This is a genomic window from Shouchella hunanensis (assembly GCF_028735875.1).
Classification (GTDB): domain Bacteria; phylum Bacillota; class Bacilli; order Bacillales; family Bacillaceae_D; genus Shouchella; species Shouchella hunanensis.
This window is the reverse complement of record NZ_CP117834.1, coordinates 849,429-875,328: the sequence shown is the minus strand read 5'-3', so window position 1 is coordinate 875,328 and position 25,900 is coordinate 849,429. Positions and strand designations below refer to the sequence as shown.

Below are 25,900 nucleotides of genomic sequence, written 5' to 3'. Positions count from 1 at the left end.
TTATCTTACCACTACTAAACAGAAGGGTGTGTCGTTTTGTCTGGTTGCGTGGTGGCAGGGTGCAGACAAAACAGTGATCGTAGTATACTAGTCATACACTCCAAAGGAATTAGTAGTACAGGGGGGATTTCATGACAACTGTTATATTAGCAGAAAAGCCTGACCAAGCGAGAAGCTACGCATCGATTTTTAAGCAAACGACAAAGCAGAAAGGCTATATTACGATTCAAGATCCACGGTTTTTTAAAGGGGAAGCCATTATGACGTGGGGAATCGGTCATTTAGTCGAGCTTTGCTTACCGGGTCATTATAAAAAAGAATGGAAGCGTTGGAACTTAACAAATCTACCTATTTTGCCTGAACAAGTTGAATTCCAAGTTCCTCGTAGCAAGCAAGAACAGTTCAACATAGTCATGAACTGGCTCAAGAAAGCCACCACCATTATTATCGCCACAGATCCAGACCGTGAAGGTGAAAATATCGCTCGCTCGATTATAAAACAAGCAGGCGTTCGTGATCACATCCCTATTAAGCGACTATGGATTAATTCACAAGAAAATGATGTAGTACGTGAAGGGTTTCTTCAGCTACAGCCAGGTGAAAAATTCATGCCGATGTATGAAGAAGCAAAAGCAAGGCAGGTAGCTGATTGGTTAGTGGGAATGAATGCGAGTCCGTTGTATTCATTGTTACTTCGAACAAAAGGAGTGCAAGATACCTTTTCTGTTGGTAGGGTTCAAACACCGACCCTTTATTTAATCTATTTACGTCAAAAAGAGATTGAAGCATTTGTGTCTGAGCCGTTCTTTGAATTAAAGGCGAACGTGGATGCGAGCAGAGGTTCCTTTCAAGCAACCTATAAACAGCGTCTTAAAACCAAAGAAGATGTCACAGCTTTATTGGATCAGCACGGGATAAAAGGGAAGACTCCAGGCGTTATTTCAGAATTAACGAAGAAAAACAAGGAAATTCCTTCTCCTTTGCTTCATAGCCTTGCAACGTTGCAGGCAACGGCGAATCGCAAATGGAAATATAGTCCTTCGAATGTATTAAAGACAATGCAAAAGCTATACGAGAAAAAGTGGCTAACCTATCCAAGAACCGAATCGAATCATATTACACAAGCAGAGTTTAGCTATTTACGGAAAAACTTGACTGGCTATCAGCAACTTTTAGAGCGTTCATTTGAACCAGCGTATCTCTTTCCACGAAAGCGCTATGTAAACGATGCTAAAGTGCAGGAACACTATGCCATCATACCAACAAAGAAAATACCAACCGCCAGTCAAGTAGAAAAACTCCGTCAAGATGAACGAAACCTTTACTTAGAAGTAGTCAAGACAACCTTAGCCATGTTTGCACCTCCTTATAAAGTGGAGGAGACAAAAGTGACTGTTGATGTACAAGGCTTATTGTTTCATACAACGGGTAAGATCGAGCAAGCTTTAGGGTGGAAGGAATTGTTTCAACATGGCGCTTCTACTAAGAAAAAAGAAGGGGAACAAGTCTTGCCTCCACTTGAAAAAGGAGAACTCATTCAAGCAAGGGTTAAAGCGAAGGAAGGGAAAACCCAACCCCCGCCATTCTATACAGAAGGACAGCTTATTCCGCTCATGAAAACAGCAGGTAAGTTTGTTGAGGACGAAGAGGAACAGGCGATTCTCAATGAAGTAACTGGAATCGGTACAGGAGCTACACGAGCAAATATTATTGAAACCCTTAAAAGTCGCGAGTATATTACGATTAAGAAAAATAACGTTTATGTTACGACTAAAGGTAAGATCCTTTGTGAAGCAGTAGAAGGCAATTTATTAAGCAAGGCAGAAATGACGGCACAGTGGGAATTGTTTTTGCGGAAAATTGGACAAGGAGAAAAAGATAGCAAGACATTTATTGCCAACATTCATACGTATATTCGGCAATTATTAACGGATGCACCGGCACATGTGAAGACGATGGAATTAGACACCTCTAAAATAGAAACGAGTGAAAGTGAAGGCATTGGCCCATGTCCATCATGTGGTGCGGCTGTTGTGCAGAGGGGACCTGTATTCGCTTGCTCTAAGTCAAAGGAGAATAACTGCAAGTTTGTGATTGTCAAAAAGCTAGCAAAAAAGACATTAACAGACGCGATGGTAAAACGACTACTTACAAAGGGTGAAACAGCTGTATTAAAAGGCTTCAAGAGCAAGGCAGGTAAATCGTTTTCAGCAGCGCTTGTGCTAAAAGAAGGGAAGGTTGAATTTGATTTTACCAAAAAGCCTACTTATCGAAAGAAGGGTCGTACCAACATGCACTCTTCGCAAGCAAAAGGAGGAACATCATGAAACATGCTTGCGTCTAAACCCTACTACATGGGGATTTTTGTGAAAGAAAACGCAGGATGAATCTTGAATGTAGCCTCAAGCACTATCTCTGAACGATCAGGCAGTTTTGGACGTAGTAATGTGGGATGCCGGCGATGACAAGTGCGTATTAACTCAGATGTTGATATTGAAGCGGTAGCACTTGTGAAAAACCAAGTGCTATACTCGCTCTTTTAAGGCAATGGAAAATTGTTGAGCAAAATGACGGCACGCCTCTTTTTCTGCTTCGTTCTTTGGTTCAAATTCATTTTTTAATCCGTTGCAGACAAGGACGGCGCCTGCTTTTTTTAGCGTTTCTTCAAATATGGCAACTGCTTCACAATAGGAAGGATAGATCCGATCACCCGAACCAAAAACAGCTGCTGGTATACGAGTTAAGTTAACATTTACAAGCTCTTCCTCAAATTCTTCTACCTCATAAGGCAAATCCCCATCTCCCCATGTATAACTCCCGAGAATGAGGCCGTTGAATTCGGTAAGCTTCTCCACTTCATAGCCATCCATTTCCTCCATAACCACTTCGATTTCTTCTTTTTCAAGTTCCTTTTTTATGATGATTGCCATATCTTCAGTATTTCCAGACATAGAAGCATATAGTAAGCAAATGCGCATAATCCTCACTCCTTTAGTGTATATCTTTGATAATAAATGATAGTGATAATCATTTTCAATTAGTTTTTTATGTTTTTCTTAAAACAGACGAAAACAGCTCTCTTTCATGTCTATTTTTGAGTGTCTTCAGTTTGTAAGCAGATCAATGGTTAGCAGTATTTATTGAACGAAAAATGTAAGATTAGAAGGAGGAGTAGATCAAAAAGGTAAAAAAGGATGTAAAACTTTCAAACTAGTAATTGACAATGAGATTCATTATCAATATGATAAGACTTAAATGAAAGTGATTCTCATTATCGTTAGGGGTTTTGAAAATGGAACTGCGCTCGTTTGTCTTTTTACTATTCGGGTTGCTGCTACTAGTGGGCTGTCAAGCAACGAATGCTGACAGTGAACAAGCAAGTCATGGGGTTACGGATTTCGCCGATCGTTCTATCCAATTCGCTCAAATCCCTGAACGAATTGCTGTATTAGGAAATGGTGAGCTCGATATTATGTATGCGCTGGAAAAAGAGGTTGTAGCGCGACCAACAAGTCATGGTAAACCTGTTGTATTAGAGGCTGATGAAGCAGAGCAAATTGGCTCCTATCATGAAGTGGATATCGAACGACTAACACTCACTCAGCCCGATGTGGTGTTCGCAAATGATCCGATGAATCAGAAGGATATCTCTTCCATTGAGGGGACTGGAGCTGAGGTGGTGCTGACAAGAGCCAATTCAATTAACGATATTAAAGCACAAATTACGTTGATTGGAGAGGTCGTACAACAAGAAGAAAGGGCTGAACAAATCGTTCGCGCAATAGAGACAACGGAAAAAGAGATGCTGGATGAGCCATTACATACAGATACAAAAGCATTATTAATTTATGGAGCACCAGGATCCAATTTAGTAGCATTACCAAATTCATTAGCAGGAGACCTATTAGAAGCTGCAGGCGGGATAAACATCGCGGCGGAATTTGAACAACTGCAAGATTATCCACAATATGCGGCGCTCTCACCTGAAAGGGTCATACAAGCCAATCCGGCCATTGTCTTTTTTATGGCACATGGTGATCCATCAAGTGTAGAAAAAAGTTTTATTCAGGAAATGGAGCAACACGCTGGATGGTCACAATTGCCGGCAGTACAAGAAGGGCGTATGAAAGTATTACCAGCAGATCTGTTTGGTACAAATCCAGGAACTCGTGTAACAGAAGCGATTCAATATATGCGAGAGCAGTTAACTGAGGCATATAGTGAGTGAATTAACCGTTCAAACACGTAATAAGCGCCGAAGATGGTTGGCAATTGGGCTGCCTATTTTTTTAGCAATGGCCATCTTAACAGGTATTTTTCTCGGGGCAGTGACGTTTACTCTTACCGATTTGACTGAAGCTTTTCGAAACCAAACAGAAGCAAATGCGCTTATATTGTTCAATGTTCGAATTCCAAGACTCATTGTGGCAGCAATTGCGGGTGCATGTTTAGCTACAGCAGGAGCCATTTTACAAGGGGTGATGAAAAATCCCCTAGCCGACCCAAGCATTATTGGTGTAACAGCAGGAGCAGGATTGGCTGCTAGTATAGCGATGGTTGCCCTACCACAGTATGGATTTTTAACGCCAGCCTTTGCGTTTGTTGGTGCCATTGTCGCGATGCTCTGTATTTACACCCTTTCATGGGAAAAAGGAGCATCACCGCTGAAAATTATTTTGGCAGGTGTGGCAATTAATGCGCTATGCGGGGCACTTCAAAGCGGCATTATGATTCTCTATAGTGATCGTGTTCAGGGGATCTTGCCTTGGCTAGCTGGTGGTTTTCAAGGCAGGGGCTGGTATCACGTTGAATTTGTATGGCCTTATGCAGTAATCGGCTTAATCCTAGCAATCTTAGCAATCCGCCCATTAAACCTTATGTTATTAGGAGATCATACTGCGAAATTACTGGGAGCACCTGTAGAGCGGATGCGGTTTTATCTCATCTTACTTGCTGCGTTACTAGCAGGAGCAGCAGTTAGCGTTGCTGGGCTTTTAGGGTTTGTAGGGTTAGTCGTACCCCATATGATTCGGCTTTTAATCGGCAGTGATTCTCGTTATCTATTACCATTTTCAATGATTGGTGGTGCGGCACTTGTCGTTTTTACAGATTCACTAGCAAGAACCGTTTTTGACCCAATTGAATTACCCGTTGGTATTTTATTAGCTTGTTTAGGGGCGCCATTCTTTCTTTATTTGTTAAAGAAAAACAACATTCGATTGTAACATCTTATCTTTAAAGGAGGTGAACTGAGAAAGCGTGCAAGAAATACGTATTAAATTTTAGGAGGAAAAGTAAATGATTATAGTGGCAAATAAAACACTTATTCGCAAAGGGGAAGGTCATAAGCTTGTTGAACGCTTTGACAAAATTGGAAAAATTGAATATGCAACTGGCTTTCTTGGTTTAGAAGTATTGGTGAATTCAAAGGAAAAAGAACATGATGAAGTAACGATTAGTACTCGTTGGGAGGAAAAGGCAGACTTTCACGCTTGGACGAAGAGTGAAGCGTTTCGTGAAGCACATTCTGGAAAAAATGCTCGTCCTGACTACATTTTAGGAAATGAAATCGAATTCTACCAAGTTGAGATTGTTCGAATGCCTTTACCGAAAATTCAAGAGGCATAAATAAACTATATAGAAAAGGAAGAGATACAATGATCACCCAATGGAAAAAGGTATGTCTTCTAATAGGAGCAACCTTTTTATTTCTGTCTGTAGCATTCCCATCAGTTAGTAAGGCAGAACTAGCAGACGGTACGTATACAATTGATTACACGGTAATGCATGGTAGTGATTCTTCCGCGTCTATTGCCAATGATTACTGGGAAAAACCAGCTACACTAACAGTAAAGAATGGTCAAATACATGCAAAACTAACGTTAAACAATAGCTCTTGGATTGTTGAGTATCAATCGAAAGCAAACGGAAGTTTTTCAAACGTCACGGTGCTATCTGAAGATACAGCAGCAGATAAACGTATTGTACAATTTCCGTTAGACGATTTGAGTGGAATGACAGAATCAAAAATACATGTCATTGTGCCAGATATTGATTATGACCACCATTATACGGTTCGTCTAGACTTCCATGAAAATACACTAACGTCGACTGGTGGAACAGTAACAAAAGAAGAAACAAAAGAAGACGACGAGCCGCTGGGGGCAGCTCAATCGTCGGATGACAATGAACAAAAACGCAATCAAGACAATAAAACAGAGAAGGAGAACAACCCACAAACAAATGATGGGGCACCTATTGCTTTACTGATGAGTCTAGTCATTGTCAGTGCTATTGTACTCCTTCGTAGACAAGTAAAACAAGCTTAAATGTAGGAGGAGACACAAAGTGAAAATTCATAATCGTATGGTGAATGTGATACTGACGTTTCTGTTAGTCTTTAGTCTCATTGCACCATCTACTAGCTATGCGGCAGAAGCTAAAAATGAGGTAGCAAACGGTGTGTATGATGTTCCGTTTACTGTATTAAAGAAAGGATCGGCTGAGGCATCTGTCATGGATGGTTATACAAAAAAACCAGCTAGAGTTGTAGTGAAAGATGGAACCTATCAAGTTGATTTAACGATTACAAACAGCAGCTGGTATGAGGATTTTACAGTTGAAGGGAAACGACCTGAGGTCATTTCAGAGAATACAGACCAAGGACAACGAACCGTACGTTTTACGACGAAGGCGGAAACAGTAAATGCATGGGTGCACATTGTTGTAACAGGTATACCAGGCTTTCATTACGATAATCAATATGACGTCGATATTCAGTTTGATTATGCAAACGCGACAATGATTGAATTAGACAAGCCGGAAGAAGAGCCAGGTGAGCAGCCAGTAGAAGAACAACCGGAAGAAGAGCCAGGTGAACAGCCAGTAGAAGAACAACCGGAAGAAGAGCCAGGTGAGCAGCCGGTAGAAGAACAACCGGAAGAAGAGCCAGGTGAGCAGCCAGTAGAAGAACAACCGGAAGAAGAGCCAGGTGAACAGCCAGTAGAAGAACAACCGGAAAAAGAGCCAGGTGAACAGCCAGTAGAAGAACAACCGGAAAAAGAGCCAGGTGAACAGCCAGTAGAAGAACAACCGGAAGAAGAGCCAGGTGAGCAACCAGTAGAAGAACAACCGGAAGAAGAGCTAAAATGGAGCTCGTTAGAACAAGGAAAATATGATGTGCCGTTTGCAGCAAAACATGCAACCGAGGATCGTGATTCTGCGATGAGTCGCTACCTGGTTAATCCAGCACAAGTGACTATTGGAAAAGGGAAACAAGAATTAACAATGACGGTAAAAGACAGTCATCAAATTACGGACTTAGTGTTGAACAACGGTGAGCTAGTAACAGGTACAATTGTAAATGAGAATACGGACGAAAATACACGTACGTATGCGTTTAACGTAGATGAGCTTAATAATCCACAAGCAGCGAAAGTGTCTATGCGTGTTGCTTTACCAAATGGAAGCGTGTACGAAAACACGCAAGATTTTCGTCTGTTTTTTGACTTAGAGAACGCTGAGAAAGTGGAGGAAGTTCCAGAGCAACCGGAACAACCAGAACAACCAGAGCAACCGGAGCAACCGGAACAACCAGAACAACCAGAGCAACCAGAGCAACCGGAGCAACCGGAGCAACCAACACCAAACCAACCTGATGAGGGCGAGCTTGTAGACGGTCGGTATCATATTGAGTTTAACGTCCTAAAGTCAGGCTCAAATGATGTTTCTGTTATGGACGGTTATACTGAAAAGCCAGCGACCATTTATGTGAAAGACGGTCAATTTACAGTTGATTTAACATTACTTAATGAAAGCTGGTATCGTGATTTAACAATTAACGAAAAACGTCCACAAGTAGTGACAATTGATGAAACAGAAGAGAAGCGAGTTGTTCGTTTTGCTGTTTCAAATTTAAATGATTTGGTGGATCTATGGGTACACATCCGTGTAGAAGGGATACCTGGTTTTGAGTACGATAATCAGTATGATGCTCAGCTTCAATTTAACTATGAATCTTTAACATTAGTTGAAAAAGAAAAAGAGCCGACTCCAGTTGATGAAGGAGAAAAACCGATAGAAGAAAAACCAAAAGAAGAACAACCAAAAAATGATAACAAAGAGATTCCAGTCGATGAAGGACTTGTGAATGGGGAGTATACAGTTGATTTTTCCGTTTTGAAGAAAGGGACGACAGAGATGTCGGTAATGGACGAGTACACGAAAAAACCTGCCACTGTCTTTCTGAAAGATGGGACGTATACAGTCGATCTTACGTTAACAAATAGTACATGGTACGAGGATTTGAAAATTAATGGAGTACGTCCATCCGTCGTAAATGAAGACCTTGATAAGAGTGAGAAGACGGTGCGATTTGAAACAAATTCTCTCCACGAAGCCATTGATGCTTGGGTCCATATTATTGTAAAAGGGATTCCAGGTTTTGACTATGATAATCAATATGATGTAGATATTCAATTTGATCCAGAAAGTTTAACGCTCGTAAAAGCGGATCAAACGCCAAAGCCTGTGACTAATCTAGGAACCAACAATGACAATGGCACTAATAACGATAATGACGATGACCTTACGTATGATCGTTATCATAATGGCGGAGGGAGTGGAGTAGAGAATGCAGCGAACACAAACCAGCAAAATCCACAAACGTCAGACCCTGCCTTAGTAAGCTTCTACCTCGCTTTGCTTTTACTGTCTGCTTCATTCTTTGTATGGAAATGGAAACAAAACAGGAGAAAAGCGTTGTAAAAATAATGAAAAGAGGGATGGCTATGCAGAAGTCACTTTATGGTGTCGTGCTAACGAGTTTGTTTCTGTTTGCGGCATGTCAGCCAACAAGTGATCCGAAAGAAGGAGAATATACTCCTTCTTCTGCTGCTTCCGCTCAAGAAGAGCGAATTGTTGCTACGACAGTATCTGCAACGGAATTAGCGGCTGCTCTTGATTTAGATCTAGTCGGTATTCCAACCAGCTATAAAGAACTGCCTACACGTTATGACGATGTCACTGAACTAGGTAATCCAATGAGCCCAGATGTAGAACAAATTAGACAGCTCCAGGCGGACGTTGTTTGGAGTGTAACGACATTGCAAGTGGATTTAGAGGAACCTTTTACATCAGCTGGAATCGAGGCAGAGTTTTTAGATTTTCAAAGTGTTGAAGGCATGATTCAAGAAATTTTGGACATCGGTGAGCGGTACAATCGTGAGGATGAAGCGACTGCATTAGTAAACGGCTTTAAAGGTCGAATAACTGAGCTAGAAGAGGCGTATCGCACTAGCGAAAAGCCATCAGTTCTTGTTTTAATGGGAGTTCCAGGAAGCTATCTTGTTGCTACTGAACATTCATATATAGGTGATCTTGTCCAAATTGCTGGAGGAGAAATGGCAATTGATGCAGGTAATGATATGGAGTATTTGGCTTCTAATACAGAATATCTGCAACAGTCGAACCCGGATATTATTTTACGTGCAGCCCATGGTATGCCAGAAGAGGTGATCGAGATGTTTGATGAAGAATTTAAAAGCAATGATATTTGGAAACATTTTCGTGCAGTCGAAAAAGGACGGGTTTACGATTTAGAAGAAGAATTGTTTGGAACGACTGGAAATGTTGCAGTTCTTGAAGCATTGGATGCCTTAGAGGAAATGTTGCATCCGGAGGACAATGAAAGGTGAGAAAAACCATTGTTTTTACCAGTGTAACGATTACATTTCTTTTCCTTCTCTATCTAGCTGTTATGAGTGGTAGTATTCGTGTACCGTTTACTCAATTACTAGATGGTTTAGTTTCAAAAACAGATGAAGAGGTAAACGTTATTTATGATCTACGGTTACCACGTATAATCATCGCTTGTTTTGCAGGTGGAGCTTTGGCTATTTCAGGTGCGTTAATGCAAGCTGTAATGAGGAATCCGATTGCGGATCCAAGTATTATTGGGATTTCGTCAGGAGCGAGCTTTACCTCGTTATTATTCGTGACCATCTATCCGCAATTGTATTTCTTTATGCCACTCTTTGCTTTTATTGGAGGAATCATTGCTTTTCTCCTTGTGTATAGCTTTGCTTATCGAGGCGGTTTAAATCCTCTAAAGCTAATTTTGATCGGTGTAGCGGTTCATGCTACATTTACAGGCTTAGCAGAAGTGTTTAATTATCGAGGGAGTTATTCGGTCACGAGTATTTCGGCAGCAACGACTTCTACATTAGCTATGAAAACATGGTCTGATGCAACACTTATGATGCTTTACGGCGGTGCTGCCATTTTACTTTCTTTGTTTTTAGCCAGTGCATGCAACCGATTATTACTTAGTGATAAAACGGCCCTTGGAATTGGAATGAAAGTAACATCCACTCGTTTGATTGTGTCCATAATAGCGGTTGTACTTGCTTCCATTGCAACGGCAGTCGCTGGCGTCATTGCGTTTTTAGGATTACTGGTTCCTCATATTGGCAGACAACTAATTGGTTCTGATTATAAGTGGTTGCTACCATTTTGTGCTATTGCTGGAGCTTGGATCTTATTACTCGCGGATACACTTGGACGGCTCGTATTAGCACCAAATGAGATTCCAGCATCCATTTTTATGTCCATTATAGGTGGACCGTTCTTAATCTTTTTGCTAGTCAGGGGGCGTATCAATAATGGAAATACATAATGTGTCTTTTGCCTACACGAAACAGCAACCATTCATAGACAAGTTGAGTGGCTCCATTCGACTTGGTAAGATAACGTCCATTGTAGGGCCGAACGGAAGCGGAAAGTCCACTGTGCTGTCGCTTTTGGCAAGACAACTGCAAGTGCAACAAGGATATGCTACTCTTTATAAGAAAAAAATGGATTCGTATTCCTTGAAAGATTGGGCAAAGCAACTAGCGATTGTTTACCAAGAAAACGATGTAGCACACGATCTCACAATTAAAAGCCTTGTCAAGTACGGGCGGTTTCCATATCAGAGTAGGTTCGGTTCATGGAAAAAAGAAGACGAGCAAGCGGTAGAGGAAGCATTAGTGATGACAGGTCTAGACGCAATGGCTAACAAATCCCTTCTCGAGTTGTCAGGTGGAGAGCGACAAAGGGTATGGTTGGCGCTTTCTCTAGCTCAACAGACCCCCATTTTACTTTTAGATGAACCAACGACGTATTTAGATCTTTATCATCAGTTTGAATTACTTGATTTAATTGAAAGGCTGAAAAATGAGCAAGGCAAAACCATCATTATGGTCATACATGATTTAAACCAAGCGTTGCAATATAGTGATGATCTATGGGTAATGAAAGAAGGAGTGCTCGTAGCGGCAGGTAACGTACAGGAAGTGTTGACGACTTCTTTAGTAGAAGACGTATTTTGTGTAAGAGCACGTATTGATAAGGGAAGTGAACTGACTAAACCACTGCTTATTCCGACAGGGAAACTGTAAAGGAAGGATGTGAAAAATGAAGCGCATGTGGAGTAAAGCCATAAATGTTTTTTTTGCGCTTGTTTTCCTTTATGCGAGTGGTCATCTTGTTTATATTTGGTATGACTCGTATGAGAATAAGCAAACGTTGCTGGAGGCAAAAGACATCTATTCTGACACTCACTTGTTGCAGGAAGAAGCGAACAGTGAGGGGAAAAATGCGTTTGACGAGCTGCGTGCCATTAATCAAGATATTGTTGGATGGGTTTCAATTAATGACACGGAGATTCATTATCCTGTTTTACAAAGCAGTGATAACGACTACTATTTAAACCGAAATTACAAAGGTGAACGCACAAGAGCAGGTAGCATTTTTATGGATTATCGAAATCACCCTGAAGAAGCGAAACATACCATTTTATATGGTCATCATATGCGTGATGGCACCATGTTCAATGAGCTAGAACGTTTTACGGATGAAGCGTTCTTTTACGAGAGCGACGGACATTTTTTTGATACACCAGTTGGACAATATACGATTGACGTTTTTTCCGTTTATTATACGACAACAGATTTTTACTACATCGAAACTGATTTTGAAGATGATGAGGCATACGGTGAATTTTTAAGAGAAATACAAGCACGTTCAATGTATTCATCAGCTACTGAGGTATCGAGCAGTGATCGAATCATTACATTTTCGACATGTGATGACAGCACCGGACAAGATGGACGTTTCGTTGTTCATGCAAAACTTGTCCCACAAGCCGCATAATCGTTAGGGTCTTGAAACAATATTGTTATCTCTTTGTTACATTCCTTTGATCTCCTTCTGCTTAAATATAGGATGGGGAAATTGTAGAATGAAGTCGAAGGGGAATCAATATGGGAACCAAATTACGTCATGTTTGTTGTACAATGATGGTTATCGTTATACTGGCCGTGTCAACGAACTCAGCAGTTGCAAATACAGAAGATACACCAAATGTACATAGTGAAGCAGCTGTGTTGATGAGCGCAAAATCAGGAGAGGTTCTGTTTGATAAGGAAGCAAATCAAAAAATGTACCCAGCGAGCATTACAAAAATCGTAACAGGCATTCTTGCTATCGAACAAGGGAACTTGAAGGACAAGGTGACCATTAGCGAGAACGCAGTCGATGTCATTGGAACTTCTGTCTATCTTCTAGAAAATGAAGAGATGAAGCTTGAGCAGCTCGTACAAGGCTTATTAATCAACTCGGGGAACGATGCAGGAACAGCTATTGCTGAGCATATGGCAGGTAGTGAAGAAGCGTTTGCTGAGCAGATGAATACGTTCGTAGAAGAACAAGTCGGTGTTTCGAATACGCATTTTACAAATCCTCATGGTTTATACGATGACGATCATTATACAACAGCTGCTGATATGGCAAAAATTACGAAGTACGCTATGAAAAATAGCACATTTCGAGAAATTGTAGCGACAGAAGAATTAGAATGGATTGGTGAAGGGTGGGAAACAACACTGTACAACCACCATCAACTAGTTCGTGATCACGAGGAAGTAACAGGTGTGAAGAATGGATTTGTCTCACAATCAGGTTTTACACTGGTAACGACATACGAGACAGATAACGATGAATACATTGCTGTTACCTTAAATGCACCGACAACAAACGACAGTTATCATGATACAAAGCGATTACTTGAGTATGGTGTCGACACGTACGATACGAAAACGGTAGAAAAAGGGAAGCAGTTTGAAGATGGTTATGGGAATGAATATATTCTTGAACATACCACATCGATTACGTATGAAAAGGATGCGGATCTTCAGTTTGATATTCGGAACGGTTCATTGATCATTGAGGATGATGATCAGGTGATTCGCTCTGAACCACTTAAACAGATTGAAGAAGAAGTAGAAGAAGAAGTAGAAGAAGAAGAGAAAGTTGAAGTCCATCAAGAAGAGAATCCAACGTTTATTGACCGTCTCCTTCAATTTTTAAACTTAAAATAAGTAAAAAGCAAGGCACAAGGGGAGCCTTGCTTTTTCGTTGTCTTGAAACACCCCTCTCTTAATGATGAAAAAGGGGAGAGGGCTTTAAAAGTTCTGAAGCCGTTACAAATTGATACCCTTGGTGTTTTAGTACAGGAATAAGCAATTTCACTGCTCGCAATGTTTCTTGTCGATTTCCACCACCATCGTGAAGTAGGATGACATCGCCTCCTTGTGCATGATCGACGACGTGTTTCACAATTTCATTTGTAGGTGTACCTGCCCAATCGCGAGGGTCTTGATGCCAAGACCATAGTAGAACGTCTTGTTCTAAATCAATGGCAGCATCGATAATATCATCTGTGTAATACCCTCCTACAGGACGGAAATAGGTGGGGCGAATATGAACCGTTTCCTCTAAAACTTGATTGGCGTGATCAATTTCCTCCATTAAATCCTCTTTAGTTATGGCCTCATCATAAATATGGGAGTATGTATGGTTAGCCACTTCATGTCCTTCATCAAGCATGCGTTGGATGATGTCTGGATAGGCTTCGACCCATTTTCCGACAACGAAAAACGTCGCCTTTACATTATATCCTTTTAGAATATCAAGTAATTCAGGTGTGTTAGCAGGGTGAGGTCCATCATCAAAGGTTAAAGCGAGTTTTGTTTCGTCTGTATCAGCTTCCCAGAAAACTTTGCCTGTTTGTTCATATTCATAGCGCTCTTTAATTGCGGCAAAGCTAGCAGATGAATGGGTAACGCTAAAGAGTACGATCGCAAGTAGAACGAGTAGCTGGTATCGTTTCATTTTCTTGTCCTCCTCCTAGGTAGCTTTAGTATGTGAGGATAAAGAAACCTTATGCATTCTAAGGAGCTTCTACTTAAGTTCACGAGTGGTAATCAACTCTGCGCGGTTGTTTAAATGATGTCTTTTTAAAGCAAAAGGCGAATGATCCTGTTAATAAAGATCATTCGCCAGTTAGTGTGGTTATGCGCTTTTTTTCTGTGTTGGTACATGTTCTTTATCACTTTTCTTTCTGGCCCAATAGGTTGCGACAATGGTTCCAGTAAAGTTATGCCAAGCAGCTCCAAATACACTTGGGATGGCAGCTAGTGGTGTTAAATGAGCCGTAGCAAGTGTTGCACCGAGCCCGGTGTTTTGCATACCAATTTCAATTGAGACTGCTCTGCATTGACTTGGTGACAAGCGGAAAGCAGCAGCAGCAAGATACCCAAGAATTAACCCGGCTGCATTATGAAGCATGACAGCGAAAAAGACAATTAACCCAGTAGAAGCGAGGGCCTCATTGTTTGCAGCGACCACGGCAGACAGAATAGCTAGTACCGCTAGTACGGATACGAGAGGCATTGCTTTTTCTGTTTGTTGAGCAAATGTGGGCAAGAATCGTTTTATGGTCACGCCAAGAGCCACCGGAATAATAATCACTTGAACAATCATGGTGAACATATCCCAAAATTGAACAGGCATCCATTGATTTGCAAGAATATACAAAATTGCTGGAGTAGCAATTGGTGCTACAAGAGTGGAAAACGACGTCATGGTAATAGACAAAGGTAAGTCTCCTTTTGCAAGGTAAACCATAACATTTGACGATGTTCCTCCTGGTACAGAACCAAGCAAAACGAGACCAGCTGCTAATTCTGGTGGAAGATTTAATAAGTAGGCAATGCCAAATGCCGTTAGTGGCATAATTGTAAATTGTGCAACAAGACCTAGAAATACAGGTAATGGATGCTTTGCTACCATTTTAAAATCGACAGGCTTTAGCGTCATTCCCATTCCAAACATAATCACTCCAAGTAAAATGGGGACGTAGCCAGCGATAGGTAAAAATGGCTCCGGTATTAAGAATGCAAGCACGCTTGCACCTATGACGAAGAAGACAAAATACTTTCCTGCAAACGCACTAATCAATTCAATTTGTTTCATGCTCTCACCCCGCGTAGTGCTAATTAAAAATACTTTTGTTCTCTCTGTGTGTACATCATTATACATAGTTATAAGGAAATCGTCATTATTTTTTTGATATAGTAACCTCTGCTGGCATACTCTCTCTATCGATAAACGATCTAAACGTTATTCTGTTTTAGTTGAAAATGGTATGTCCAAAGATCGTAAGGCATACATTGTACTATCAACTACTACTAAAAAGAGGGGGGAAGGTCAGGGGATCAACAGATAAAAAAGGGGGATAAGGGAATGAAGAAGCTGTTGATAGCTTCCACCGTAACAGGCGCTATGCTTGTTGCGTTAACGGCGTGTGGTGGAGGGGATGAAGAGAAGAGAGATGTCGTAAAAGTATGGACGTATCCTGTTCATGGTGAATATGAAGGTGAATTAAAAGAATCTATTGCTGCTTTTGAAAAAGAAAATCCAACCATTAAAGTAGAGTACGAAGTGTTATCTTGGGCAGAAGGGTTACAAAAGTTCGATATTGCATTGAATTCAGGTAGTCCACCTGATTTATACTTTGGTCGACCGCTTGGGAAATATAAAGAGACTGAGCTTTTAGTACCTATAGATGACAAATTATCTATTGATTTAAGCGATTATGATGAGGTAGCACTTGATCATATGACGTTAGAAGGATCCATGTATGGCTTACCGTTGTATCAATATCTCCATGTATGGGGTGGCAATAAAGCATTACTTGAAGAATACGACGTCGATTATGAGAAAATTCAGTTAGAAGGCTGGACATGGGATGAATTTTATGAGCTAGCTTCTATCGGTGACCAGGAAAATGACCACGGTGATCGGCAATATGGATTTGTATTCCAAGGTGTTGATGAAGAATTATTAGACCATTTAGCTCGAAATAATGGAATCCCTTATCGAATGACAGAAGAGGGTATTCAATGGGATGACGACAGAATTTTAGAAGCGATGACGTTTATTGTGAAGCTAAGAGATGAGGGAATTATGCCAGCTGAGACTGCAGCCATTGATGCGGCGAAACGGCAAGAAATGTATTACAACTACCAAGCTCTTTTCTACGGTCGGGCTATTCCTTATGCAGATGCGATCGTTCAGAATCGTAATCAAGAGATTCAAGATGGTGTAACAGAAGGAGAAGAGTTAGACTTTGTCTTGCTTCCAATTCCTCATCACGAGGGAGAAGTGGAGGTTTCACAAGGTGGAGCAGAGGGTTACTTATTATTTACACAAAACAATGCTGATGAAGCCCATGTCGAAAATAGTGTTAAAGTGCTTGAACACTTGGCTGGTGCAGATGCAATTGGAAAAACATCCTCCGCACTTGCATTACCGATCATTCATAAAGAAGCCGCCGACAATTATGAGTTACCACTCTCAGATGAGAATAGACTTGCCGCCGAACGACTTGCGAGTAATGTCTTGCCGCCAAATACGATTACGAGCGAGCTTGCTGCTAAAGACGACATGTTTAAAACACAGGTGGTTGTCCCGACCTTTCAAGGTCTAATTAGTGGAGAATTAACGCCTGAGGAAGCATTTGAAAAATTTAAGACCGAGGCAGCATCAGCAAAGTACCAACCTTAGTTAACATGAGAAAGTAGAGGATTAATGACTCTCTTCTACTTTCTTTATAAAGGAGCGTTTCTTATGGCAGAAACCGTACAGGTAACACCGTCTAAGTTATCACTATTCTTAAGAGACTACGGCTGGTGTTATGTCTTCATTCTTGTCCCCATCCTTGTCTTCTTACTGTTCACTTTTATTCCAGTTATTTATGCGTTTGTTATGAGCTTTCAACAATATCATGTTATGGGGTCTACATTTATTGGACTAGAGAATTATCAGACCATGGTTCAAGATGAGATTTTTTGGCGCTCTATGCGCAATACCTTTGTTTTTACGGTAGCGACTGTCCCTGTAAGCGTTGGGATTACCCTTGTGCTTGCGGTGCTTATTTTTCCACGGGGGAAAAAAGTACAAACCTTCTTTAAAGCGTCTTTATATCTCCCTACAGTTGCTTCTGGTGTTACCATGGCTCTTGTCTGGTTTTGGATTTATGACCCGACAAATATGGGACTCTTAAATATGATCCTTAATTATATCGGGATAGAGAATACGATGTGGTTAGGAAGCAGGAGTACCGCATTATTCTCACTTATTTTAATGAGCTGGTTAACGGGTCATGGTGCAGGGATTATTTTGTATTTAGCTGCCCTTGGTGGGATTCCGAAGTCTTTATATGAGGCGGCGGATATCGATCATGCTAGCGGTTGGTCTCAGTTTAAGCATATTACAATGCCGCTTTTAAAACCAACGACACTGTATTTGCTTGTGATGGGGATTATTGGCTCATTTCAAGTATTTATGAGTATTTACTTAATGACTCAAGGAGGACCAAATTTTGCCACTACCACGATTGCTTATTTAATTTATGTACATGCTTTTGAATATTATCAATTTGGGCTAGCCGCAGCAGAATCATTTGCACTGGGGATTGTTATTATTTTAGCCTCTGTCTTTCAATTTAAGCTTATGTCAAGTAATGTCGAATTTTAAAAAAGGGGGCATTGAGCGTGAATCAGCCTGCTTTTCACCATCAGAAAGAGTCAAAAATAAAACGAGCAAATGGGAAACGAATAGGAGCAAGAGTAGTCAGTTACGCTATCTTATTGTTCTGGATTGTCATTACATTAATTCCGTTATATTGGATGCTCGTTATGTCTTTTAAAGACACATCCATGAGTGCATCTTTTTCTCCAGAGTGGTTTCCGAAAAACCCATCAGTCGCCACGTATATTCGCTTTTTTACTGAAACCGATGCTATGAGGTGGCTTGGGAATAGCCTATTTATCTCAACAGTTCTAACGTTTACAAATGTATTGTTCTGTTCGCTAGCAGGCTATGCCTTTGCAAAGCTTCGTTTTCCAGGTAGAAATACGATTTTTTGGATGTTACTTGGAACGATGATGATTCCAGCACAAGTGACGCTTATTCCCGTTTATATCATTGTGGTAAATACGCTTCAGCTGGGTAATACGTACACAGCGATTATGCTACCAATGTTTGCGACTGTAGGAAATATCTTTCTAATGAAGCAGTACATGTCGACCTTGCCAACAACGCTTATTCAAGCAGCTCGAATTGATGGCTGTAGTGAGTGGCGAATCTTTTATAAAATTATTCTACCGATTTCAAAGCCTGGTTTGGCTGTGTTAGCAATCTTTACATTTGTGGCTACATGGAATGAATTTTTCTGGCCGTTTCTCGTTACACAAACAAGTTCAATGAGAACGATTCAGATTGGACTAGCGAGCTTTAAATTTGCGGAAGCTACCGACTTTGGCGCCATGATGGCCGGTTCAGTAATTGCAGCATTACCAATGTTTATCTTGTTTTTTTCCTTACAAAAGTATTTCTTACAAGGCATTACGATTGGTGCAGTGAAAGGGTAGGTGAAAAAATGGCAACGATAGTATTTGAAGGGATTACAAAAACGTTTGCAGATGCGAAAAAAGGTGGAATTTTCACGGCTGTTGACGAAGCAACTTTCGAAATAAAAGATAAAGAATTTCTTGTTTTCGTTGGTCCTTCAGGCTGTGGAAAAACGACATCGCTACGGATGATTGCTGGGCTTGAGAAGCAAACAGGTGGAAATATCTATATTGATGGTCAACTTGTTAACCACGTTCATCCGAAAGATCGAGACATTGCAATGGTGTTTCAAGATTATGCGCTTTACCCTCATATGTCCATCGAACAAAACTTAAGTTTCGGCTTAAAAAATATGAAAATCGAAAAATCAATAATAGAAGAAAAAGTTGCGTATGCGTCAAAAATATTAGGGCTTGATCAGTTACTCGATCGAAAGCCGCGAGAGTTGTCAGGAGGGCAACGTCAGCGGGTTGCGTTAGGTCGAGCTATTGTGAGAGATCCTAAAGTATTTCTCTTTGATGAACCACTTTCTAACTTAGACGCAAAACTACGAGTGCAAATGCGAATTGAACTGGCAGAACTTCATCAACGATTAGGGGCGACTATTGTGTATGTCACTCACGACCAAGTAGAAGCGATGACACTTGGAGAGCGAATTGTGGTTATGAATGAAGGAAAAGTTCAGCAAATCGCTTCGCCACAGGAGTTATATGCACGACCACAAAATATGTTTGTGGCAGGGTTTATCGGTTCTCCGGCCATGAATTTTATTCCTGCTTACGTCCTTTCAGAAAACCAACTACAAATGGGCGACTATCTCTTAGATGTTCCCTTAGATCGACAAGACTATGTTCGTGCCTATGTAAATCGACAAGTGATGTTTGGCATTCGGCCTGAACATATTTTGCTAGACCCAAAAGGGAGTGTTGAGGTGAAGGTGAATGTGTTTGAACATTTAGGGGCAGAGAACCTTCTTTACTTCTCCTTTAATGAACAGTCCGTTATTTCAAAAACTGCTGGAGAAAATTTTATTAAAGCAGGTGAAACCATAGCGATGACGTTTCAAATGGAAAAAATGCATTTGTTTGATATAGAAACGAAACAAAGGATAGGGTGAAGCTATGTTTTCAGTTACATCGATAGTGCGTATAACTGCTAAAGATTTGTACCAGCATATTGTTTCGATTATCTCAATCAGTTTAATGGTGTCTCTTCTATGCGTGCCGTTTCTATTATTTTTGCCGTGGCAGTTGGCGATCGGCTTTGCGCTTTTTATTGGAGGACCAGTTTGGCTAGCGGCTACTGCTAGCATGGAAACGGTACTAACGAATAAAAACGTTCCGCTTATACGAACGTTTTTCATATCCGTAAAACGTCATTATTTTAAAGGGTTAGGGCTTACGTTCTTTTTCGGTGGGTTTGCATGTATACTTATCGCTTCATGGTGGCATTGGTCAATAGAGCAAACCTATGTAGCGTTTGCAATCGCTTGTTTTCAAAGCTATTTTGCAGGAATGGTGCTTTTAAGCCAACTTTATACAGTTCCACTCATAAACAAATACAACGTGAGCTTACTAAGAGCTATGGGTATTAGTTTAAAGTTATTGCTAAAGTATCCATTGTATACAATGGGCTGCTTCCTTCAACTCATTCTTTTTGCCGGGTTGCTTGCGTTTACAGTCATTGGGAATGCGCTTTTATTGCCGGGGGTTCTTGCAGTGTTTTTAAGTCGGATGGCTAGTGGTGCCGTTAGTCGATCAGATATCTTAGGTGATAGCACCTTTCGGAAGATGGATACGGTGGAATTATCATAGGCGTGATTGTTATACAATAGGCTTAATGATCAAACATGCGATCGTTAAGTCTTTTTCAGGTTCGTTCTTTAGCTTCTTTCATCGCTTGTATTCACACCTTCTTTCCAATAAAGTAGTAACAAGGGGGTTGCCTATGAAAATTCGTTCATTTGAAGAAAAAGATCGAAACAACGTTAAAGCATTAACGAGACGATTTTTGCAATTTGATTTAATGAAGCACCGCGATCGAACAGTGATGGAACAAAAACAGGAGGCGTTATTGCTAGAATCTCTTCAGCGTGATGACTTGTCCCTGTTCATTGCTGAAAATGATCACCATTTCTTAGGATATTTAGAAATGCGTTTGCAAAATGACTTTTTTACTAATGAGCGACAGGGGTACATATCGGCTATTGCCACAACGCCTGAAGCTGAAGGCAAAGGCGTAGGGAAACGGCTCATGCAAAAAGCAGAAGAATGGGCTCAGGAACAAGGGGTCCACACAATTGTTTTAGATGTATTTAAAGCGAATGAACATGCCGTTGCGTTTTACGAAAAATTCGGGTATCAACAAGAAATCGTCAAAATGACAAAGCCGTTAGACCACTAAAAGTACGCAAGGTTATTCTCTTGCGTACTCATATCTGACTTTTTTTCGTTCAACGTTTCCATAGAAAATACCCGCGAAGATAATCGCTACACCGGCCCATTGCATCGGTAAAATGGTTTCCCCGAGTAACGCAATGGACAAAATAAGCGCAACAGGTAGTTCTGCTGTAGAAAGAATGGCGCCTAGACCAGAACCAATCTTTGGCATGCCAATTGAAAACATGAGTGGCGGCAAGACTATGCCAAATAAGCCAAGTAAAAAAGCTATGCCGATAAACCCCGTCTCAATTCCAGTGAATGAAAGCGTTTCTGCGGTCGGGACAAGAATGATCGCAGATAAAAGAAATCCACCGATGGAAATAATGAACCCTTTCTGGACAACAGGAACATCCGTACCAACTACTCCAGTCACATACATAAATAAAGCAGAGCAAAACGCACTAAGCAACGCCCAGAATGCACCAACCCAATCAAATTGTACAGCACTCTGTAAAACGCCAGCTGCTAAAACGGAGCCCGCTATTAAAACGACAATGGAAAGAAGGCGTCGTTTTGATGGTATTTTTTTAGCGAAAATAAATTCGTAAAAAGAACCAATCCATACAAATTGAAACAAGAAAATAACGGCAAGTGACGCATCTAATGTTTGCAACGAATGATAATAGAAGATTCCTGTAAGCCCTGTTGGAATACCACAGGCAAGTAGAGCCAATACCATCTTTATCGGAATCTTTTTTCGGGCTGAGAATAACAGTAAAATTGCTAAAATGATAAAGCCAAAAAAGAACTGTGTCATGACGACATGAACAAGATCAGCCCCTTGTCCGTAACCAATTTTAACAAAAGTGGATAAAATGCCAAAGCAGGCACCGCCAATTAATACAGCTAATGAATAGAGCCATGTTGATTTCATTTTTTTACCTCCCTTAAATACATAAAAAAGCCACACTAGGCACGAAGCCCAGTGTGGCGGAAAAAGAGCAGTTATTGCTCTGAAAAGGTCCACAAGTTAAAAACTTTTGTTCATAGTATAAGGTTTAACCGTTTTTGATTGTACACGATATCATGAAAAAAGACAACAGGGAAGATAGCTGACGCGTGTGCTTGCTAAAAAAAAGCTCATCAACCTAGTCGATGAGCAAAAGACATGTTCCTCTATTCTTTTAAGTATTATGTGCAGTGAGATTGATTGGTTAACTGAGGTGACCAGCACGCCATAATCGTTGCTTCTTTATAGTCGCTATCAATGACATGGATAGCTTGAGGGTTTTTCATAAGTAAGCCCAATATGTCAGCTGCCATTTGTTGGTCTTCATCATCTGGCCGCGCTGCCAATTCTTTTAAGGCATGTAAAAATTGTTGATTAAGAAGATCATAAACAATGGCTTGTTCCATCCTTATCACCCTTTCGCCTTTCACTCTAGTGTGTACCTGTTTTCACATAATCGCAAACCTTTTGCTTACGATGAAGAAATACTCTATCTTCATCTTAGGCAATGACAGAAGAATTCATGCCTGTTCATTAAAAAAAGATTCGTTTTTTTGTATTCGCTTTTTAAAACTAAATTCCTTTAGCGAAACAAAAGGGTTTTTGCGGATTTTTTGTTTCGAGCAATGCGAATTATAAATTAACTATTTAGAAAATTTATATCCGCGTAATTCGTGTTTTTACTATAGCAAATGCCTTTATAAAAGTAAATGCATTTGATGCACGCGCAATTCTTTTTTATGTTGACCTTTACGTTACGTCATCCACTATCGTAAGCGTAGGAGGGGATAATATGATCATAAAGGTAAACGATCCATTGCAACAGTACGAGGAGTTAATACAGTTAGCATCGTTGGAGCAAAGACAGCATTTTTTTCGCTATAAAATGATGGAGCCATTAAAGATGATGTGGGCTCACTTGCAAGTACCGATGAAGGCAAAGGAACCGAATGGCTATGACGTTATCTATGCAGCAGACATGTTAGGTTTCGCTAACTTAGATGACCGACACACTTTGGAAAAAGGAGTAAAGCGGTTACGAAACATGAACATAGTCGATCGTGGGAAGACGACACTCCATTATTTACTGGAAGTAGTAAATGGTCAAGGTTTAGAACTGAAAGCTGATAACATTTATTTAGGAATTTATTTAGCAGATGAAGTTAAATTGAACCATCTCGATGGGTATACAGGATTCGGTGGAATTCCAGGTTATTTAATGGTACATCTCTTTCCGAATGATCGAAATACCTCTCGTTTTGAGGGGTTACTTGCCCATGAATTTCATCATAATGTGCGTTTTTCTTATTTTGATTGGAGTCATGGTAATGTAACCGTAGGTGAATACCTAGTTATCGAAGGATTAGCAGATGTATTCGTAGAAACACTTTATGGAAAAGAGCAGCTTGGTCCATGGGTAACAGGCTTAGATGATGAGGATTTAAGGTATTCCATTTCTGTCATAAAAGATGCTTTGCACGTAACAGGTTTTGCAGAAGTAAGTAGCTATATGTTTGGCGACCCCTATGCAACAGAGAAGGGCTATCAGCGAGTTGGTCTTTCATTCGCTGCTGGCTATGCAGTCGGTTATGTAGTGGTTAAATCGTTTTTAGAACGAACGGGAATGACCATATTTGACGCCACACGATGTAAAAGCGATGACATTATTGCGCGTTCAATGATTTTTTAAGGGGAAAAGGAAAGGTTTCTCTTTTCATTTCCATCTATTTCGATTATTATCTAATTAGATGGAGGGATATCATGCAATTAAGTCGAATGGTTCATTTTCATAAAACGCTTGGAGATAAGACAAGAATTCAAATTATTAGCATGTTAAAAGCAGGGCCACTCCACAATGGTGCCATTGCAGGTAAACTCGGACTCACTCCACCGACCATTTCCCATCACTTAACAAAGCTAAAAGAAATTGATGTGATTTATCAAAGAAGAGACAAGAATACGATCTATTTTCATTTGAATGAATCGAAGCTAAAGCAAATGGCAGAGGCTATAATCCGTATCGGTGGAGAAGACCGGTTTGAGTATTTTGATGTACCGTCTGAGGAAAAAGCAGCCATTGTAAAAAGCTTTTTCGATCGAGAGGGAATGTTAAGCCATCTTCCGGCGCAACGGAAAAAAAGGCTCATTATTCTTGAAGTGATTGCACGGCAATTCGATGAAGGACGGCAGTATGCTGAAACAGACGTCAATCAAGTGATTAAACGATACAACAGTGATTACGCAACGATTAGAAGAGAACTGATTATGTCTCATTTCATGTACCGAGATGAACAGCAATATGAATTAAATCCGAAAGAGATGTGGCCTGTTTAAGCAGGTTCTCTTTTTCGGAATCTATTTTGATAATTGTCTAATTAGATAGAGGTGTAATATGGCGAGTATACTAAAAAAAGAGAAAGAGTATTCGTATCTGTTTTGGAGTTCACTTTTTATTGAGATCGGCCATCGGTTCGCTCAAGTCGCTTCATTTGCCCTTGTCTTTCAATTAACAGGCTCAGGATTTGCATTAGGAATCTTGCTCTCATTGCAAGTTTTGCCAACAATTCTACTTGCGCCAATAAGCGGCGTGTTGGCGGATCGATTTCATAAAATTAAACTGATGAGTTTGTCAGCGTTGATTCGTGCCCCATTTGCTTTATTGCCACTTGTGGCGATTAGTACGGGAGACGTACCATGGCTGTATATCAGTACCTTTCTCATTGCTATTGGCAATGCTTTCTATCGACCTGTTCGGTTTGCAGCGATCCCAGACCTTGTCCAAAGAAAGAATCTTTTGCACGTTAACGGAATGGAGCAACATTTGATTGGCTATACGCTTGTGTTTGGTTCCTTAACCGGTGGCCTGTTTGCGTTTTGGATAGGGACGAACGTCTTATTTTTATTGAATGGAAGTTGTTTGCTCTTTGCAGCAGCTGTGTTAAAACCGATTTTGTCCGTTAAAACACGAGAACAGAAGCTAGTAACAACTGTACACTTACCTGTTTTACAAACAATGAAGTGGTTTGTTGGCATACGCGTGTTACAAGTTTTTTTTATCATGATGCTTCTTATGCCTCTTGCAAATGGGATCGATAATATCGTGATGAATATGATCGCTCTTGATGAATTTGACCGAGGTGAACTTGGCGTTGGTCTCATGTATGCTGCTCTTGGCCTTGGTTTTGTACTTAGTTCAAAGATGACCCCTTATCTGAAAAAAAGCTATTTAACGATAGGGGTTATTATGATTGCGCTTGAAGGAGTCGGGCATCTTTTGTTAAGTCAGTCAGTCTTCTTTATACAGGCGCTGATTGTAGCGGTTAGCATTACGTTTGTAGGGGGAATTAGCACGATATGCTTTGATACAGTTTTAATGAAAATCCTTCCTCCATCAAAACGGGGCGTGCTATCAGGCACTTTGTCCATGGTACAGACGAGTGCAATGGGACTGGCGATGATGGCTGGTGGGTTTTTAAGTGAATGGTTCACTGCTTTTCAAATGGCATTCGTTATTGGATTTGTGTATATAGGGTTTGCTCTCTTCTTTTTCCAATTGGTGCGACGACTGCAAATAAAAGCATCCATGCGTCAGTTAAGGGAAGTTGAAAAACAAGACGGATACATCTAGAGGAAAACTAGCCGTTAGGTGGCAAAATGATGGTATCATAAGAGGAGTTGAATAACTCATAGTTGTGGGGATTGGTAGCACTCTCGA

General features: G+C 40.6%; 25 protein-coding genes. 20 read left to right on the top strand and 5 right to left on the bottom strand.

What is annotated here, in order from left to right:
* The first annotated feature begins 131 nt into the window (after positions 1 to 131).
* Positions 132 to 2,327 (top strand): type IA DNA topoisomerase, encoded by a 2,196-nt coding sequence (locus PQ477_RS04665; protein WP_274273033.1) that lies wholly within the window; start codon positions 132 to 134, stop codon positions 2,325 to 2,327.
* A gap of 198 nt (positions 2,328 to 2,525) precedes the next feature.
* On the opposite strand, the gene PQ477_RS04660 is transcribed toward PQ477_RS04665, so the two are convergent.
* Entirely contained in the window at positions 2,526 to 2,978 is a 453-nt protein-coding gene (locus tag PQ477_RS04660) for a flavodoxin domain-containing protein (RefSeq protein ID WP_432813888.1), read from the bottom strand.
* 314 nt (positions 2,979 to 3,292) lie between these two features.
* Here PQ477_RS04660 and PQ477_RS04655 point away from each other — a divergent pair, with 314 nt between their 5' ends.
* The 10 genes from PQ477_RS04655 to PQ477_RS04610 all read left to right on the top strand — a co-directional run bounded on the left by PQ477_RS04655 (position 3,293) and on the right by PQ477_RS04610 (position 13,418).
* Positions 3,293 to 4,228, top strand: coding sequence for an ABC transporter substrate-binding protein (locus PQ477_RS04655; RefSeq protein WP_274273032.1), 936 nt, complete (start codon positions 3,293 to 3,295; stop codon positions 4,226 to 4,228).
* A complete protein-coding gene (locus PQ477_RS04650) occupies positions 4,221 to 5,225 on the top strand; it encodes a FecCD family ABC transporter permease (RefSeq protein ID WP_246117071.1) in 1,005 nt (334 codons plus the stop codon). Before PQ477_RS04655 ends, PQ477_RS04650 begins: the two co-directional genes overlap by 8 nt.
* Before the next feature lie 73 nt (positions 5,226 to 5,298).
* Positions 5,299 to 5,628, top strand: a complete 330-nt coding sequence (gene isdG, locus PQ477_RS04645) for a heme oxygenase (RefSeq protein WP_035394993.1) — start codon at positions 5,299 to 5,301, stop codon at positions 5,626 to 5,628.
* Between the two features lie 29 nt (positions 5,629 to 5,657).
* Complete coding sequence (gene isdC / locus PQ477_RS04640) at positions 5,658 to 6,329, top strand: heme uptake protein IsdC (RefSeq protein WP_060704709.1); 672 nt, start codon at positions 5,658 to 5,660, stop codon at positions 6,327 to 6,329.
* Between the two features lie 19 nt (positions 6,330 to 6,348).
* Complete coding sequence (locus PQ477_RS04635; protein ID WP_274273031.1) at positions 6,349 to 8,766, top strand: NEAT domain-containing protein; 2,418 nt, start codon at positions 6,349 to 6,351, stop codon at positions 8,764 to 8,766.
* A gap of 23 nt (positions 8,767 to 8,789) precedes the next feature.
* On the top strand, positions 8,790 to 9,695 hold the full coding sequence (gene isdE, locus PQ477_RS04630; RefSeq protein ID WP_035394999.1) for a heme ABC transporter substrate-binding protein IsdE: 906 nt from the start codon (positions 8,790 to 8,792) through the stop codon (positions 9,693 to 9,695).
* The gene (locus tag PQ477_RS04625) at positions 9,692 to 10,675 is read left to right on the top strand and encodes a FecCD family ABC transporter permease (RefSeq protein WP_060704711.1); all 984 of its coding nucleotides are present in this window, start codon (positions 9,692 to 9,694) and stop codon (positions 10,673 to 10,675) included. The genes isdE and PQ477_RS04625 overlap by 4 nt, the downstream gene beginning before the upstream one ends.
* Positions 10,662 to 11,438 carry an ABC transporter ATP-binding protein gene (locus PQ477_RS04620; RefSeq protein WP_035395003.1) on the top strand — a complete coding sequence of 259 codons (777 nt, stop codon included), beginning with the start codon at positions 10,662 to 10,664 and terminating at the stop codon, positions 11,436 to 11,438. The genes PQ477_RS04625 and PQ477_RS04620 overlap by 14 nt, the downstream gene beginning before the upstream one ends.
* A gap of 16 nt (positions 11,439 to 11,454) precedes the next feature.
* Positions 11,455 to 12,192, top strand: coding sequence for a class B sortase (gene srtB, locus PQ477_RS04615; protein ID WP_035395004.1), 738 nt, complete (start codon positions 11,455 to 11,457; stop codon positions 12,190 to 12,192).
* A 110-nt stretch (positions 12,193 to 12,302) separates the two neighbouring features.
* Entirely contained in the window at positions 12,303 to 13,418 is a 1,116-nt protein-coding gene (locus tag PQ477_RS04610) for a D-alanyl-D-alanine carboxypeptidase family protein (protein ID WP_274273030.1), read from the top strand.
* 58 nt (positions 13,419 to 13,476) lie between these two features.
* On the opposite strand, the gene PQ477_RS04605 is transcribed toward PQ477_RS04610, so the two are convergent.
* A complete protein-coding gene (locus tag PQ477_RS04605; RefSeq protein WP_060704716.1) occupies positions 13,477 to 14,211 on the bottom strand; it encodes a polysaccharide deacetylase family protein in 735 nt (244 codons plus the stop codon).
* 180 nt (positions 14,212 to 14,391) lie between these two features.
* Positions 14,392 to 15,354, bottom strand: coding sequence for a bile acid:sodium symporter family protein (locus PQ477_RS04600; protein ID WP_274273029.1), 963 nt, complete (start codon positions 15,352 to 15,354; stop codon positions 14,392 to 14,394).
* 270 nt (positions 15,355 to 15,624) lie between these two features.
* Between PQ477_RS04600 and PQ477_RS04595 the strand changes: the two genes are divergently transcribed.
* The 6 genes from PQ477_RS04595 to PQ477_RS04570 all read left to right on the top strand — a co-directional run bounded on the left by PQ477_RS04595 (position 15,625) and on the right by PQ477_RS04570 (position 21,198).
* Entirely contained in the window at positions 15,625 to 16,947 is a 1,323-nt protein-coding gene (locus PQ477_RS04595) for an ABC transporter substrate-binding protein (RefSeq protein ID WP_144559858.1), read from the top strand.
* Between the two features lie 63 nt (positions 16,948 to 17,010).
* On the top strand, positions 17,011 to 17,919 hold the full coding sequence (locus PQ477_RS04590; protein WP_274273028.1) for a carbohydrate ABC transporter permease: 909 nt from the start codon (positions 17,011 to 17,013) through the stop codon (positions 17,917 to 17,919).
* A gap of 152 nt (positions 17,920 to 18,071) precedes the next feature.
* Positions 18,072 to 18,815 carry a carbohydrate ABC transporter permease gene (locus PQ477_RS04585; protein ID WP_432813898.1) on the top strand — a complete coding sequence of 248 codons (744 nt, stop codon included), beginning with the start codon at positions 18,072 to 18,074 and terminating at the stop codon, positions 18,813 to 18,815.
* Between the two features lie 8 nt (positions 18,816 to 18,823).
* Complete coding sequence (locus PQ477_RS04580; RefSeq protein ID WP_144559854.1) at positions 18,824 to 19,912, top strand: ABC transporter ATP-binding protein; 1,089 nt, start codon at positions 18,824 to 18,826, stop codon at positions 19,910 to 19,912.
* 4 nt (positions 19,913 to 19,916) lie between these two features.
* Positions 19,917 to 20,609 (top strand): DUF624 domain-containing protein, encoded by a 693-nt coding sequence (locus tag PQ477_RS04575; RefSeq protein WP_144559853.1) that lies wholly within the window; start codon positions 19,917 to 19,919, stop codon positions 20,607 to 20,609.
* 133 nt (positions 20,610 to 20,742) lie between these two features.
* Positions 20,743 to 21,198: a GNAT family N-acetyltransferase gene (locus PQ477_RS04570; RefSeq protein ID WP_274273027.1), complete on the top strand. Its 456-nt coding sequence runs from the start codon at positions 20,743 to 20,745 to the stop codon at positions 21,196 to 21,198.
* 12 nt (positions 21,199 to 21,210) lie between these two features.
* On the opposite strand, the gene PQ477_RS04565 is transcribed toward PQ477_RS04570, so the two are convergent.
* Together PQ477_RS04565 and PQ477_RS04560 are read right to left on the bottom strand one after the other, a co-directional pair.
* Positions 21,211 to 22,110, bottom strand: coding sequence for an EamA family transporter (locus PQ477_RS04565; protein ID WP_274273026.1), 900 nt, complete (start codon positions 22,108 to 22,110; stop codon positions 21,211 to 21,213).
* 257 nt (positions 22,111 to 22,367) lie between these two features.
* Positions 22,368 to 22,592: a hypothetical protein gene (locus PQ477_RS04560; protein WP_035395012.1), complete on the bottom strand. Its 225-nt coding sequence runs from the start codon at positions 22,590 to 22,592 to the stop codon at positions 22,368 to 22,370.
* Positions 22,593 to 22,978: 386 nt separating this feature from the next.
* Between PQ477_RS04560 and PQ477_RS04555 the strand changes: the two genes are divergently transcribed.
* From PQ477_RS04555 to PQ477_RS04545, 3 genes are all read left to right on the top strand, one after another.
* A complete protein-coding gene (locus tag PQ477_RS04555) occupies positions 22,979 to 23,875 on the top strand; it encodes a DUF2268 domain-containing putative Zn-dependent protease (RefSeq protein ID WP_274273025.1) in 897 nt (298 codons plus the stop codon).
* 71 nt (positions 23,876 to 23,946) lie between these two features.
* Positions 23,947 to 24,519: a DUF2087 domain-containing protein gene (locus PQ477_RS04550; protein WP_035395015.1), complete on the top strand. Its 573-nt coding sequence runs from the start codon at positions 23,947 to 23,949 to the stop codon at positions 24,517 to 24,519.
* Positions 24,520 to 24,577: 58 nt separating this feature from the next.
* Positions 24,578 to 25,813, top strand: a complete 1,236-nt coding sequence (locus PQ477_RS04545; RefSeq protein ID WP_274273024.1) for an MFS transporter — start codon at positions 24,578 to 24,580, stop codon at positions 25,811 to 25,813.
* Positions 25,814 to 25,900: the final 87 nt, after the last annotated feature.

Bases quoted from the DNA above. Each gene is read 5' to 3' on its own strand.
- PQ477_RS04665 (WP_274273033.1), top strand. From the start codon at position 132: ATGACAACTGTTATATTAGCAGAAAAGCCTGACCAAGCGAGAAGCTAC.
- PQ477_RS04660 (WP_432813888.1), bottom strand. From the start codon at position 2,978: ATGCGCATTTGCTTACTATATGCTTCTATGTCTGGAAATACTGAAGAT.
- PQ477_RS04655 (WP_274273032.1), top strand. From the start codon at position 3,293: ATGGAACTGCGCTCGTTTGTCTTTTTACTATTCGGGTTGCTGCTACTA.
- isdG (WP_035394993.1), top strand. From the start codon at position 5,299: ATGATTATAGTGGCAAATAAAACACTTATTCGCAAAGGGGAAGGTCAT.
- isdC (WP_060704709.1), top strand. From the start codon at position 5,658: ATGATCACCCAATGGAAAAAGGTATGTCTTCTAATAGGAGCAACCTTT.
- isdE (WP_035394999.1), top strand. From the start codon at position 8,790: ATGCAGAAGTCACTTTATGGTGTCGTGCTAACGAGTTTGTTTCTGTTT.
- PQ477_RS04620 (WP_035395003.1), top strand. From the start codon at position 10,662: ATGGAAATACATAATGTGTCTTTTGCCTACACGAAACAGCAACCATTC.
- srtB (WP_035395004.1), top strand. From the start codon at position 11,455: ATGAAGCGCATGTGGAGTAAAGCCATAAATGTTTTTTTTGCGCTTGTT.
- PQ477_RS04610 (WP_274273030.1), top strand. From the start codon at position 12,303: ATGGGAACCAAATTACGTCATGTTTGTTGTACAATGATGGTTATCGTT.
- PQ477_RS04605 (WP_060704716.1), bottom strand. From the start codon at position 14,211: ATGAAACGATACCAGCTACTCGTTCTACTTGCGATCGTACTCTTTAGC.
- PQ477_RS04600 (WP_274273029.1), bottom strand. From the start codon at position 15,354: ATGAAACAAATTGAATTGATTAGTGCGTTTGCAGGAAAGTATTTTGTC.
- PQ477_RS04595 (WP_144559858.1), top strand. From the start codon at position 15,625: ATGAAGAAGCTGTTGATAGCTTCCACCGTAACAGGCGCTATGCTTGTT.
- PQ477_RS04590 (WP_274273028.1), top strand. From the start codon at position 17,011: ATGGCAGAAACCGTACAGGTAACACCGTCTAAGTTATCACTATTCTTA.
- PQ477_RS04585 (WP_432813898.1), top strand. From the start codon at position 18,072: ATGCTCGTTATGTCTTTTAAAGACACATCCATGAGTGCATCTTTTTCT.
- PQ477_RS04580 (WP_144559854.1), top strand. From the start codon at position 18,824: ATGGCAACGATAGTATTTGAAGGGATTACAAAAACGTTTGCAGATGCG.
- PQ477_RS04575 (WP_144559853.1), top strand. From the start codon at position 19,917: ATGTTTTCAGTTACATCGATAGTGCGTATAACTGCTAAAGATTTGTAC.
- PQ477_RS04570 (WP_274273027.1), top strand. From the start codon at position 20,743: ATGAAAATTCGTTCATTTGAAGAAAAAGATCGAAACAACGTTAAAGCA.
- PQ477_RS04565 (WP_274273026.1), bottom strand. From the start codon at position 22,110: ATGAAATCAACATGGCTCTATTCATTAGCTGTATTAATTGGCGGTGCC.
- PQ477_RS04560 (WP_035395012.1), bottom strand. From the start codon at position 22,592: ATGGAACAAGCCATTGTTTATGATCTTCTTAATCAACAATTTTTACAT.
- PQ477_RS04555 (WP_274273025.1), top strand. From the start codon at position 22,979: ATGATCATAAAGGTAAACGATCCATTGCAACAGTACGAGGAGTTAATA.
- PQ477_RS04550 (WP_035395015.1), top strand. From the start codon at position 23,947: ATGCAATTAAGTCGAATGGTTCATTTTCATAAAACGCTTGGAGATAAG.
- PQ477_RS04545 (WP_274273024.1), top strand. From the start codon at position 24,578: ATGGCGAGTATACTAAAAAAAGAGAAAGAGTATTCGTATCTGTTTTGG.